Below are 12,860 nucleotides of genomic sequence, written 5' to 3'. Positions count from 1 at the left end.
GGCCGTCATCTCGGCCACCCGGGACTGCCGGGGTCATGCTTCCCGGATCTGGCTTTCCTTGCAACTGCAGGTCGACCCGATCCTAACGCCTCACCACGCTGTTTGAGCCGGTTTCCGGCCCGTTTTTTAGTGCTCCAAACGCCGACTTTCCGGCCCGGATTCCAGGACGCAAATCCCCGATCCCGTAGCCTCGACTGGAGGACGGAGCGGTCAATCTGGAACCCGTTTGGGAGCGTCCGGCGGGACAAAAAACGACCCGCGCCGAACAGTTCGAAAACTAGGCCAAACCGATCTCACCCGTCAAGGAGTAGTCGGGGTTCCTGAATCAAATACTAAATATGGTGGAAAGGGTGGATAACCAAGGGGTCAGAGCGCGCCTCGATTGAGGTCAAGTATCAGTGAGTCCTCATGGATTCGGAAGTCAAAAATATTTCTAAAACTGTCCGGAATCCGAGCTGCGCCCACTGTTCACAGCCCAACTTTATTTTGTCATCCAGGGATTGCGTTTGGGGGGACTCAGGCGCAGCGGCTGTTGCCGGTCAGGTTCCCTCCACCGGCAGTGGTCAGACCCTCCAACTGCGCGCATGGTCTCGTCGATTCCTCAGCCGGTTTTCCCCATGACACTGCAAAGTCCGCCCGGGTCGCGCCCGCGAATCGCTCCGTTCGGTCTCGTGTTGCTCGCCATCGCGTCGATCGCCTGGGGTCTGAACTGGCCGGTGTCGAAAGCGCTGCTGTCGGAATGGCCACCGCTGTCGGCGCGCGGCAGCACCGGCATTGTCGGGGCATTGCTGCTGGCCGGGATCGCCGTCTGGCGCGGCGGAGAGTCTTCGCGTGCCGCATCATCAATGGTTGCATCTGGTCGTGCTGGCGGGCCTGAACGTGTTCGGCTGGATGGCTTTCGTCGGCTTGTCGCTGCTGTGGCTGCCGGCCGGCGAGGCCGCGGTGATTGCGTTCACCATGCCGGTCTGGGCTGCCGGACTGGCCTGGCTGATCCTCGGCGAGCGCCTGTCGATGCAGCGGATCGTGGCCATGCTGATGGCCTTTGCCGGCATCGCCGCGTTGATGGGGGGCGGTGGTCTGGCCGCGAGCGCGGAGAAGCTCCCGGGAATCGCTCTGGCGCTGCTGGGCGGGTTCGGCTTTGCGCTCGGCACGGTGCTGGCCAAGAAGTTCGGGCTCACGCTGCCACTGGTGACGTCATCCGCCTGGCAGATCGGGATCGGTTGTGTGCCGGTGCTGTTGCTGGGTCTGATCTTCGAAAGCCCGCATGTTGCAGCACTGACGCCGCTGGGCTGGGGGCTGCTCGCCTATGTCGTGCTGGTGGGGTTCTGCATCGCTTATGTCTGCTGGTTCGCGGCGCTCAAGCAGTTGCCGGCCTCGGTGGCCGCAATCGGGACCATGGCGGTGCCCGTGATCGGCGTGGTCAGCTCGGCCATCGCCCTGCGGGAACCGCTCGGCGCCATGCAGATCGCGGCCCTGGTATTTACGCTGGCGGGCGTTGCGCTGGCGACAAGGGGCTAGGCGCGGGCGCGTCGCCACCGGGCCACATCCGCTGCAGTTCGGGATGGCCGTCCCAGAACTGATGCTTCAGCGCGGCGGCGATGTGCAGGCCAACCAGCGCATAGAGCGCATAGGACAGCCACACGTGAATGCCGCCGAAGATGTCGTGCAGGCGTTCCTTGAAGGCCGGCTCGGCACTCATGATCCAGCCGATGCGTGGCCACTGGAACAGGCCGAACAGATACATCGGGATTTCGCCGGCGGCCTTCCAGGCGGAATCGTGCATCCAGCCGGACAGTGGCAATCCGATCATCAGCACATAGAGCGCGAGATGTGCACCATGTGCGGCGGCCCTCTCGGCGGGCGGATAGGTCTCGGGCAGATCGGGTGGCCTGTTCGCCGCGCGCCACAGCAGGCGCATCAGCACGAGGCCGAGCACGGTGATGCCGAACGACTTATGTGCATCGATGACGAAGCGGATGTTGTCCTCGGGAATGAGGTCGACGCTCCAGATCAGCGCGACATTGAGTGTGATCAGAACGGCAATCAGCCAGTGCAGGATCATGGCGATGCGGCTGTAACGTTGAATCGGCATTTTCTGTGCGTGCATGGAATAAGTTTAAACAGGATTTGTCTTTTGAGGCATGACGACTTTGTGTGTTCGTCGTGACCGCAATCACGCGCTATTTGATCGCGGCTCCGCAACCCGATCACGATTCACGCGTAGCTGTCGCAGGACCGGTTTGCTCGAACGCGCGATTGAATTGACGGCATGACAATATCCCTTCAGGCGGCCTTCGCCGCCGCATCGCCGCGTATCACGCCGCGCCGGATGCCGTTCATCAGCCTGCTGATCTATCTCGCCGTACTCGCGCTCTGGGCGCTGCTGTTCGGCCGCGCGTTCTTCCTCACCAGCATCTGGGCGTGGTCGGCGGGCATGGTCTATATCGCCTATGACACGGTGCTGATGCTCTATGTGGTGTGGCAGACGCTGCCGCTGGCAGTGTCCGCGCGTGGTCCATCTGCAGCGGTTGCCGCGCAATCGCGTCCATCGCTGGGGATCCTGATAGCCGCGCATGACGAGGCGCTGAATCTGCCGGAGGCGCTGGCGGCCATCGCGGGGCAATCCGATGCGCCGGATCTGATCCTGATCGCGGATGACGGCTCGCGCGATGCAACTGATACGCTCCTCCGTGACCGCTACGGTCTCGCTATTCCGGCGGTCGGTCAGAGCAGCATCGGCCAGTTCGGCAGTTCCAGGCTGCAATGGTTGCGCCTGCCGCATCAAGGCAAGGCGCGGGCGCTGAACACGGCGATCCTCAAGGCCGATACCGACATCGTCATCACGCTGGATGCCGATACGTTTCTGGCTGACGATGCCATCGCCGAAATGCGCGCGGCCTTTGCTGCGGATCCCGCACTGGTCGCGGCCGGCGGCATTCTCGTGCCGGTCTGCGACGACAGCGTCAGCGGCCGCGTGATGCAGTGGTTCCAGACCTACGAATATATCCGCAACATCATTTCGCGCTTCGCCTGGATGCGCGGCAACAGCCTGCTGCTGATCTCCGGCGCCTTTGCCGGCTTCCGCAGGGAGGCGCTGGTGGCCGTCGGTGGCTTCGATCCAGAGTGTCTTGTCGAGGACTACGAGCTGACCCACCGCATGCATCGCCATGCCGTCGATCACGGTCTGGATTGGCAGTTGCGGATGGTTGGCACGTCACTGGCGCGCACTGAAGCGCCCTCTCACGTCATGACGTTCCTGCGGCAGCGCCGGCGCTGGTTCGCGGGCTTCCTGCAGACGCAGTATTGGAATCGCGACATGACCGGCAATCGCCGCTATGGCCGGCTCGGCCTGCGCATGCTGCCGATCAAGGCGCTGGATACACTGCAGCCGATCTACGGCCTCACGGCCTTCGTATTGCTGCTGGCTTTGCTCGTCACCGGCAAGACTGCCATCGCCGTGCCGGTGTTCGGTCTGATCACCGCGAAGATCGTCGCGGATTTCCTGGTCTATCTCTGGACCGTGCATCTCTATCAGCGCCTGACAGGCGGCCGCACGCGGACGAGTGTCGCCGCAGCGGTGTTCGCGGCGATCCTCGAGCCGTTCAGTTTTCAGTTGCTGCGTCACGCCGGAGCGGCGTGGGGCTGGATCGCGTTCCTGCGCGGCAACAACGAATGGGGCTTTGCGCCCGTTACATTGCCGCCGCATCAGGCGCCCAACGCGGGCGAGTAGTCGCTAGAGCGGTTTCGCCGCCAACGGCACTTTCACAGTGAAATGCGAACCGTGGGTGAGGTCAGACTTTACTTCGATCACATGGCCGAGCGCTTCGGCCGTGCGCCGCACGATCGACAGGCCGAGGCCGAGGCCCTCGCTGGCCGGATTGATCTGGTGGAAGGCATCGAAGATCGCGGTGAGCTGTTCGGCGGGAATGCCCGTGCCGGAGTCCAGCACCTCGATGGTCACCGCGTTGGCGTGCTTGCGACAGCCAACCAGCACACGACCGCGCTCTGTATATTTGATGGCATTGCCGACGAGATTGCCGAGGATCGCGCGCAACATGCCGGGATCGCTGACGACTTGCGCCTTGCTGGGGATCACGACGAGGTCGAGGCCTTTGGCGTCGGCATGCAGGCGCCAGTTGGCGATGATCGACTCGAACACGTCGGAGATCGGGAACGATCGCAGGTTCGGAATCCCAAAGCCGGCATCCATCACCGAGGTTTCGGCAAGACGGTCGAGCTCTTCCGCCATCCGCATGCCGGCATCGATGGCATAGCCGAGCCGCTCACGGTCCTTTTCGTCGGTCAGCTTGTTGCGGATGCGGTCGATTGCCATGATCATGACCTGCAATGGCTGCTTCAGGTCGTGGCCTGCCACCGCCATCAGCCGGCTGATATTGCGCTGAAGCCGATCCGACAGATGCAGCGCCCGGCGGAATTCCATCTGCGCCATGACCTGGCGGGCGAGGGCGGCCAGCACCTCGCGCTGTTCGACTGACAGCACGCGCGGCTTGTCGTCGAGCACGCAGACGGTGCCAAGCGGCAGGCCGTCCGGTGTGCGCAGCAGTGCGCCGGCATAAAAGCGCACATGTGGCTCGCCGGTTACCAGCGGATTGCAGTCGAACCTTGGATCCTTGGTGACGTCCTCGACTTCGAGAAAACTGTGTTCGAGGATCGCATGCGCGCAGATCGACTGATCCATCGGCGTCTGCCGCACGCCAAGACCGATCTCCGACTTGAACCACTGCCGGCCGTCATCGACCAGGCTGATGATCGAGATCGGCGTCTGGCAGACATAGCTGGCGATCTTGGTGATGTCGTCGAAGGATGGCTCAAAGGCAGTGTCGAGAATGCCGTAGGAGCGCAGCGCCTTGAGGCGTTCGGCTTCATTGGGATGGAGCCCGGCGATCTTCGGCTTGTCTGACGCGTCCACTGAACCTGCTCACACTCGACGTCGTCGACCCATCGAACCGGTAGATAGGTCCACGTGTCCATCAACACTACGCGCGAGTTCCCTGAATGTCCCCCGCCTGCTGCATCCACGTTCTTAGACCCTGAGACGGCAGGCGCAAACCAGAAACGACAAAGGACGATGCCGCGGGCACCGTCCTTTGCGTAACGCTTAGATCATCGTGTTACGGACAGGCGTGACGCAGGCCGTCATAACCGAGATAGGTGCCGGTGCGGACATTGTACGACTTGTAGGTGCGGATGCAGTAATCGACGTCGCCGCCGCCGGTGTCGGGAGCGACTTCGACCACATCCGGCGCTTCGTCATAATAGCTGCTGCCGTAGTACGGGCTGCCGCCATAATAGCCGTAGGAATTCCCGTAATAGCTGCTGGCGGCCAGACCGCTGCCAATAATAGCGCCGGCTGCGAAGCCCGGGCCGTAACCGCCGCCACGCCAGCCACCACCGCGCCAGCCGCCACCGTGATTCCAGCCACCGCCGCCGGGGCGCTGGCCGCCATGCCAGCCGCCACCTCCGCCACCAAAGCGCTGACCGCCGCCAGAGAACGTGCCGATCGTGCGCGCACCGCCGGGGCCAACGCCCACGACCTTGGTGTTTTGTGCGTAGCTTGGGGTCACCGCGAAGGCGGGGATGGCCACAGCGACGGCTGCTGCGACACTCAAGATTTTCAAATTCGTCATTGTTTGCTCCTGTCTGGGATGCATCTTCAACCCCCTGAAGGGACTGCCGTTCCCTGCCGCCACGCGGTTATTCCGCAACGACAGAATGATCGTCCGGAACTGTATGCGGCATGAATGGATTGCGCCGTTTCTGCGACTGCAGGTACTTTGGAGGTAGGGTTCGGGGGAGGCCGATACGAGGCTTGTCACGATCAGTTGCAGGCGGCGATCGGTCGCGGCGGTAACTGGACATTTGGCGGTCCGGATGGCATCAACAACCCGACGAAAACCTTCGAACGGTTCAAAATATGAAACAGTTTCTGCTGAAATTCTTCACGTGGTGGAGCGGGACGACCTTCGGGACGAACCTGTGGACGTCGCGATTCGGCGAACTGGTCGGCACCGACGAGCAGGGCAACACATATTACCGCACCAAGGGTGGCAAGATCGACCCGACACTGGGCTTCGAGCGCCGCTGGGTGATCTACAATGGCTATGCCGAAGCCACCAAGATCCCACCGGCCTGGCATGGCTGGATGCACCACACGGTGGACGTGCCGCCGACTGAAGAGACCTACACGCCGCGCGAATGGCAGAAGCCGCATCAGCCGAACCTGACCGGTTCGCCAGCGGCCTATCGTCCGTCAGGCTCGACACTGGCCAGCGGCCGGCGTCCCAAGGCGACCGGCGACTACCAGGCCTGGACGCCGGGCTCGTAACAACTCACCCGTTCTGGACGACCGGTTGTGCGGGCCGCTCTGCGGCGTGCACGGCCTCGCATTGCTTCCGGCCGCCAGCTCTTGCAGCCGGCAAGCACGTCCGGCGTGCCGCCTCGGATGAGCCCGCCTTCTAGGGCGGCGCCGGATTGTACTCGATCGACTGGGCTGGGGCGGATACGATATTGCCGTAACATGTGAGTTCGAGATGGTAGGTTTCGAAAGCTCACTGGGCATGATCGGGGAAGAGGACGGCTGACGAGATTATTCGTCTGTTCACAGCGACAACTCAGGAAAATCCGACATGACCAACGACACGCGCAGTGAGCACGATCTGTTGGGCAACCGCGATGTCCCGGCCGACGCCTATTACGGCGTTCATACGCTGAGGGCCGTCGAAAATTTTCCGATCACCGGGATTCCGATTTCCATCTATCCCGAACTCATCAGCGCGCTCGCTGCGATCAAGCAGGCGGCGGCTCTGTCGAATATGGAGCTGGGGCTGCTCGACAAGATACGCGGCGATGCGATCATCGCTGCCTGCGAGGAAATTCGCGCCGGTCGCCTGCATGACCAGTTCGTGGTGGACGTCATCCAGGGCGGCGCCGGTACCTCTACCAACATGAACGCGAACGAGGTGATCGCCAATCGTGCGCTGGAAATTCTCGGTCATGGCAAAGGCGACTACGGGTACCTGCACCCGAACGAACAGGTCAATATGAGCCAGAGCACCAACGACGTGTATCCCACGGCGTTGAAGATCGCGACCTATCACGGCGTGTTTCACCTGATCGATGCGATGGCCGTGTTGCGCCAGGGTTTCGAACGCAAGGCCGAAGAGTTCAAGGATGTCCTGAAAATGGGCCGCACCCAGTTGCAGGACGCGGTGCCCATGACGCTCGGTCAGGAGTTCAGCACTTACGGCGTCATGATCGGCGAAGACGAGGATAGGCTGCGCGAGGCGGCATTGCTGATCTGTGAGATCAACATGGGAGCGACCGCCATCGGCACCGGAATCGCGTCGCATCCGGACTATGCGCGGCTGGTCTGCAAGCATCTCGTCGCCATCACGGGAATGCCGCTGGTCACCGCTGTAAACCTGATCGAAGCCACGCAGGATTGCGGTGCGTTCGTGCAGTTGTCCGGCGTGCTCAAGCGTGTGGCCGTCAAGATTTCCAAGATCTGCAACGACCTCCGGCTGCTGTCCAGCGGCCCGCGCGCTGGTCTCAACGAGATCAATCTTCCGGCCGTGCAGGCGGGCTCTTCGATCATGCCGGGCAAGGTGAACCCCGTGATTCCCGAGGTCGTGAACCAGGTCGCGTTCGAGGTGATCGGCAATGATCTCACGGTGACCTTTGCGGCCGAGGCCGGCCAGCTTCAGCTCAACGCGTTCGAGCCGATCATCGCGCACAGCCTGTTCAAGAGCGTCAGCCATATGCGGGAGGCTTGCCTGACGCTGGAGAAGCGTTGTGTCTCGGGCATCACGGCGAACACCGAACGCCTCCGCGCCTATGTCGAGAATTCGATCGGTCTCGTCACCGCGCTCAATCCCTATATTGGCTACGCCAATGCCACCGCCGTTGCGGTCGAGGCCCATGAAACCGGCCGCAGCGTCTACAATCTGGTGCTGGAAAAAGGTCTGCTGCCTGCAACGACCCTTGCCGCCATTCTCCACCCCGACGTACTCACCAAGCCCCAGAGCATGTTGATCCGCGAATGAAGGCCGCATCGGCCCGGCGCGATCAACGCGTGGGCATCTGCGCGACCGCCAGCATCGCTGCGACATAGCCGTACGGTCCGAGACCGCAGATCACAGCGGTGGCAGCCTGCGAGAGCACAGAATGGCGATGATACTTGTCGCGCGCGTGGATGTTCGAAATGTGCAGCTCCACGATCGGTCCCTCGAACGCTTTCATCGCGTCGAGCATGGCGATCGAAGTGAACGAATAGCCCGCGGGATTGATGATGATGGCGTCGGCATCCTGACGGGCTGACTGGATGAGATCGACCAATACGCCTTCGTGGTTCGACTGATGGAACGCCAGCGCCAATTTGAGTTTGACCGCCTGTTCCTCGCAGTTGGCCTTGATCTGGTCGAGCGTGGTGGTTCCGTAGATATGCGGCTCCCGCACGCCGAGCAGGTTGAGGTTGGGACCGTTGAGGATCATCACGCGTTTCATTGTCGAACTTCCTTCTAGCCGCCGAGCCACTTCGCCGGCACCATCACGAGCGACGGAAACAGCGTCAGCAGCGCGAGCACCACCAATTGTGCGATCATGAACGGCCAGACGCCGCGCATGATCTCGTCCATGCTCACCTTCGCCACGCCGCACACCACATTGAGCACCACGCCGACGGGTGGCGTGATCAGTCCGATCGCGTTGTTGATGATGAACAGCACCCCGAAATAGACCGGGTCGATGCCGGCCTCGCGGACGATTGGCATCAATACGGGCGTCAGGATCAGGATGGTCGGCGTCATGTCGAGCGCCGTGCCGACGATGACGACGATGATCATCAACACGATCATCAATAGCGTCTGGTTGCCCATGAAGGGGCGGGCGAGTTCGACTATCTGGCCGGAAATTTCGGCCACCGTGATCAGCCACGATGACACGAGCGCTGCCGCGACCAGGAACATCACCACGGCGGTGATCTGGGCTGAACTGATCAGGATGTTCATCAGCTGCGCCAGCGTCAGCTCGCGATAGACGAACGTTGCCACGATGAAGGAGTAGACCGCAACGACAACGGCCGCCTCGGTCGGCGTAAAGATGCCAAAGCGCAGCCCGACGATGATGATCATTGGCAGCATCAAGGCCCAGAAGCCGTCGATCAGCGCGCGAAAGATCTGCACCAGGCTCTGGCGCGGCGGACTCACCGAATTCTCGTTGCGCGCAACCCACCACCAGGCGAGGCACAGGCTGCCGCCGAGCATCAGGCCCGGCACGACACCGGCGAGAAACAGTTTTGAGATGGAAACTCCAGCAGCCACGCCGAAGATCACGAATCCGATCGAAGGAGGGATCACCGGCGCGATGATGCCGCCAGCGGCAACGAGGCCGGCCGCGGAGGCGCGGTTATGCCCGGCCGCAACCATCATCGGGACCAGCAATGCGCCGAGCGCGGCGGCGTCGGCAACGGCAGACCCGGACAGCGATGCCAGGATGCAGGAGGTCAGGATCGCGACATAGCCGAGCCCGCCGCGCAGATGGCCGACAAGGGCGATGGCGAAGTTCAGGATGCGGCGGGCGAGGCCGCCGGTGTTCATGATCTCGCCGGCCAGGATGAAAAACGGCACCGCCATCAGCGGGAAGGAATCGACGCCATTGATGACGTTCTGCGCGATGATCTGGGAGTCGAATATATCCAGATAGGTCATCAGCGCGACGCCGCAGATGATCAGGGCGAATGCGATCGGCATGCCGATGGCCATCGCGCCGAGCAGCGAGAACGTGAAGATGCTGATGGTCATCGGCGGTCGTTCCCGTTGGCAGGGGCGGGCGCCGCAGGGACATGCTCCTCGGATTCACTGATGGCGATCAACTCCGACGTGGCGAGTTGCCCGCTGAACAGGCGATAGAGGTCATGCAGCAGGATCGGGATCGAGGCGACGCCGAAGACGAGACCTGCGGCGTAGAACAGGCCGACGGAGAGACCGGAGGCGGGCGCTGTCGTGTCCCAGTTCAGCACTGTCTGTTTCCACGAGCCTTCGGTGAGCAATACAGAGGCGTAGAGCATCAGCGCGTGACTGAGCGCGTAGCAGATCTTGCGGCCCATCGGCGACAACAGCTTCACGAAACTGTCGACGCCGAGATGGGCGTGTTCGCGGAGGCCGACGATGGCGCCGAGAAACACCATCCAGACGAACAGCCAGCGCGACAGCTCTTCGGAAAGGGCGATGCCCGAGTTAAAGACGTAACGTAGAACCACATTGCCGAATACCAGGACCACCATGGCGGCAAGCAACACCGCCATGATGACCTTGATCGACGAGTAATAGGCTTCGACGATCCTGCTTGTCGCAGTAGTTGATGAAGCGGGCATGGATGCTTTCGCAGTGAGCGTTGGATCGTCGCGTAGTGACGGTTGGTGATGCGCTGCTCAGTCCTTGTGAACGCGCTCAAGTTCGCTGTTGAACAGCTTGACGATGTCCTGATCGTAGTCGGCGGAGAATTTTGCCGCGATCGGCTTGGTCTTGTCGCGCATCTTCGCAAGCTCGGTCGGAGCGATGGCGTTCACTTCCATGCCCTTGGTCTTCAGCTCCTCGATCGCCGCAGTGGCCTGTTCGCGGCTGACCTTGCGCTGATAGTCGCGGGCCTCGTTGGCAGCATCCTGCAGGATCTTCTGCTCGTCCTTGGACAACTTGTCCCAGAACACCTTGCTCACCAGGATGATATTGGTCGAATAGGTGTGGTTGGTGACGCTGAGATACTTCTGCACCTCATAGAATTTGTTCGAGAGGATCACCGAGAACGGATTTTCCTGGCCGTCCACTGTGCGTGTTTCCAGCGCGGTGTAGAGCTCGGAGAAGCTCATCGGCACCGGATTGGCGTTGAACGCCTTGAAGGTCTCGAGATAGACCGGGTTCGGGATCACGCGGATCTTGATGCCGTCGAGGTCTTCGCCCTTGGTGACCGGGCGGCGGCTGTTGGTGACGTTGCGGAAGCCGAGATCCCAATAGCCGAGACCGATCAGACCCTTCTCCGGCAGCTTGGCCAGCAGGGCCGAGCCGAGCGGACCATCCAGCAGCGCGTCGGCCTGTTTCGGCGTCGAGACGATAAAGGGGAAATCGATCAGCCCGTAATCCTTGACGATGCCGACCAGCGAGGTCGTGGCGGGCGACTGCATTTCCTGCGTGCCGGCGCGCAATGCCGACTGCTGCTGCATCTCCGAGCCGAGCTGGTTGGCGGGATATTCGCGCACCTTCATCTTGCCACCGCTCTTGGCCGCGACGAGTTCGGTGAACTTCTGCACGCCCTTGCTGACGGGATGATCAGTGTTGTTGAGGTGACCCCAGCGGATCGTGCGCTCCTGTACCTGCGCGGATGCAGGGCCGCCGGCGATGGCGAGGGTGGCGGCGATGGCGGCAAGCCAGACGGCGGACTTCGGGTGTACGGACATGTTGAGGCTCCCTTGGATGGTATTTTTACTTCTTGGCGTCACCGTCATCTACGACAAAACAAAAATCAACCGATATTTTACGTTATCTATGATGATTTGTGTCTGCGGCGCGGGGTGATGTATGGTGGCGCAGCGCGACCATTCCTCGTCACCAGGACCTTTCATGCTGGATACCCTCATTGCGGACCGGGCCTCAGAAACCGTTGGCGACAGCGCCTATCGGCGCATCCGCAACGACGTGATTTTCGGCACGCTTGAGCCCGGCCAGAAGCTGAAGCTGGAGAAGATGAGCGTTGCCTATGGCACCAGCGTCTCGACGCTGCGCGAGACGCTGAACCGTTTGTGTTCGGAAGGCTTTGTCGTCGCAGAGGGCCAGCGCGGCTTCGAGGTCACGTCGATCTCGGCCACGGAATTCCAGCAGATCGCCGAATTGCGCGAACTGCTGGAAGGTCATGCCATCGAGCAGTCCTTCAAATCAGGCGATCTCGACTGGGAGGCGCTGGTGGTCTCCGCCCATCACAAACTGTCCGCCATGGAAAAGGCCATGCTGGCCGGCGACAAGTCGAAGACCGAGGCCTGGAAACAGTGTGACTGGCAATTTCACCGCGCGCTGATCGCGGCCTGCGGCTCACAGGTGCTGCTCGATGCGCTGTCCGCGGCTTACGACAAGTATCTGCGCTATCAGATGCTGGCTGTGGTGTTTCGCGGCGAGGTGGCCGCGGTCGAGCACCGCGAATTGATGAATGCTGCGCTGGCACGGGATTCCGCGAAGGCGCGAAAACTGCTGCACACCCACATCCATGACTGCGTGAAACATGCGCTTGGCAATTCGGACTGGCTGAGACCGGCTCATGCTCCGTCGCGGCAGCAAACCGTCCAGCAGCGCAGGAAACTGAAAACCTAGAACGGTTCGTCGTTTGGAGTCCGTTTCTTCTTTCGTCCTGGACGCTCCCAGACGACACCCGGAAAACCCTTAAGCGGGACCAGCGGCTCGCCAGTGTAGGTCCACTCCTGCAACTCCTCGATGCCGATATGATAAAGCGGCTGCCGGCCGGTTCGGCTGCCGAACAATGCGCGGGGAATGTTGACCATGTGCGGCGAGCGGGCACGTTCGTAGAACAGCGGCGTGCCGCATCGCGCGCAGAAGCTTCGGGTGGTTCCCGACGCCTTGTCTTCAAAGCGCGTGATCTCCGCTTCGCCTGCAGTGACGCGGAGACGCTTGCGCCAGCTGCCGACATAGGTGGCGTAGGCGGCGCCATGCGCCTGCCGTGTTGCGCGGGAATGATCGTGCCACGCCCAGCGCGCCGGAAAATCGATTTCGAACTGAACCGTGCCACATAGGCAACGGCCCCTGGCCGGACCGCCGGGTGCGATCTTCTCCGGCTTCTTCATT

The 12,860-nt window shown here is 61.8% G+C and carries 12 protein-coding genes and 1 pseudogene; 5 read left to right on the top strand and 8 right to left on the bottom strand.

Features of this window, described 5'->3' with window-relative positions:
- Positions 1 to 617: 617 nt before the first annotated feature.
- Positions 618 to 1,518: pseudogene (locus RSO67_RS03510) on the top strand (DMT family transporter).
- Here the strand turns inward: RSO67_RS03510 and RSO67_RS03505 are convergent.
- On the bottom strand, positions 1,481 to 2,092 hold the full coding sequence (locus RSO67_RS03505) for a cytochrome b (protein WP_315842380.1): 612 nt from the start codon (positions 2,090 to 2,092) through the stop codon (positions 1,481 to 1,483). The pseudogene RSO67_RS03510 and the gene RSO67_RS03505 sit on opposite strands and share 38 nt — an antisense overlap.
- A 177-nt stretch (positions 2,093 to 2,269) precedes the next feature.
- Here RSO67_RS03505 and RSO67_RS03500 point away from each other — a divergent pair, with 177 nt between their 5' ends.
- Positions 2,270 to 3,730, top strand: a complete 1,461-nt coding sequence (locus RSO67_RS03500) for a glycosyltransferase family 2 protein (RefSeq protein ID WP_315842379.1) — start codon at positions 2,270 to 2,272, stop codon at positions 3,728 to 3,730.
- Between the two features lie 3 nt (positions 3,731 to 3,733).
- Here the strand turns inward: RSO67_RS03500 and RSO67_RS03495 are convergent, their stop codons facing one another.
- Positions 3,734 to 4,930 carry a GAF domain-containing sensor histidine kinase gene (locus RSO67_RS03495; protein ID WP_315842378.1) on the bottom strand — a complete coding sequence of 399 codons (1,197 nt, stop codon included), beginning with the start codon at positions 4,928 to 4,930 and terminating at the stop codon, positions 3,734 to 3,736.
- A 202-nt stretch (positions 4,931 to 5,132) separates the two neighbouring features.
- Positions 5,133 to 5,648: a BA14K family protein gene (locus RSO67_RS03490; protein ID WP_315842377.1), complete on the bottom strand. Its 516-nt coding sequence runs from the start codon at positions 5,646 to 5,648 to the stop codon at positions 5,133 to 5,135.
- 287 nt (positions 5,649 to 5,935) lie between these two features.
- On the opposite strand from RSO67_RS03490, the gene RSO67_RS03485 reads away from it, so the two are divergent.
- Both RSO67_RS03485 and aspA read left to right on the top strand, forming a co-directional pair.
- A complete protein-coding gene (locus RSO67_RS03485) occupies positions 5,936 to 6,346 on the top strand; it encodes an NADH:ubiquinone oxidoreductase subunit NDUFA12 (RefSeq protein WP_184517027.1) in 411 nt (136 codons plus the stop codon).
- A 301-nt stretch (positions 6,347 to 6,647) separates the two neighbouring features.
- Positions 6,648 to 8,063: an aspartate ammonia-lyase gene (gene aspA, locus RSO67_RS03480; RefSeq protein WP_315842376.1), complete on the top strand. Its 1,416-nt coding sequence runs from the start codon at positions 6,648 to 6,650 to the stop codon at positions 8,061 to 8,063.
- A gap of 22 nt (positions 8,064 to 8,085) precedes the next feature.
- On the opposite strand, the gene aroQ is transcribed toward aspA, so the two are convergent.
- From aroQ to RSO67_RS03460, 4 genes are read right to left on the bottom strand one after another with little or no spacing between them, the layout of a single operon-like run.
- Complete coding sequence (gene aroQ / locus RSO67_RS03475) at positions 8,086 to 8,523, bottom strand: type II 3-dehydroquinate dehydratase (protein ID WP_315842375.1); 438 nt, start codon at positions 8,521 to 8,523, stop codon at positions 8,086 to 8,088.
- Between the two features lie 14 nt (positions 8,524 to 8,537).
- A complete protein-coding gene (locus RSO67_RS03470) occupies positions 8,538 to 9,818 on the bottom strand; it encodes a TRAP transporter large permease subunit (RefSeq protein WP_315842374.1) in 1,281 nt (426 codons plus the stop codon).
- Complete coding sequence (locus RSO67_RS03465) at positions 9,815 to 10,390, bottom strand: TRAP transporter small permease (protein ID WP_315842373.1); 576 nt, start codon at positions 10,388 to 10,390, stop codon at positions 9,815 to 9,817. Before RSO67_RS03465 ends, RSO67_RS03470 begins: the two co-directional genes overlap by 4 nt.
- Positions 10,391 to 10,447: 57 nt before the next feature.
- Complete coding sequence (locus RSO67_RS03460) at positions 10,448 to 11,467, bottom strand: TRAP transporter substrate-binding protein (RefSeq protein WP_315842372.1); 1,020 nt, start codon at positions 11,465 to 11,467, stop codon at positions 10,448 to 10,450.
- Positions 11,468 to 11,630: 163 nt separating this feature from the next.
- Between RSO67_RS03460 and RSO67_RS03455 the strand changes: the two genes are divergently transcribed.
- Positions 11,631 to 12,371, top strand: coding sequence for a GntR family transcriptional regulator (locus RSO67_RS03455; RefSeq protein WP_315842371.1), 741 nt, complete (start codon positions 11,631 to 11,633; stop codon positions 12,369 to 12,371).
- Here the strand turns inward: RSO67_RS03455 and RSO67_RS03450 are convergent.
- Positions 12,368 to 12,859 (bottom strand): GFA family protein, encoded by a 492-nt coding sequence (locus RSO67_RS03450; protein ID WP_315842370.1) that lies wholly within the window; start codon positions 12,857 to 12,859, stop codon positions 12,368 to 12,370. The genes RSO67_RS03455 and RSO67_RS03450 overlap by 4 nt on opposite strands.
- Between the last annotated feature and the right edge of the window lies 1 nt (position 12,860).

The organism is Tardiphaga sp. 709, assembly GCF_032401055.1.
Lineage (GTDB): Bacteria > Pseudomonadota > Alphaproteobacteria > Rhizobiales > Xanthobacteraceae > Tardiphaga.
The sequence above is the reverse complement of the archived record's forward strand: the minus strand, read 5'-3'. Positions and strand labels throughout refer to the sequence as shown.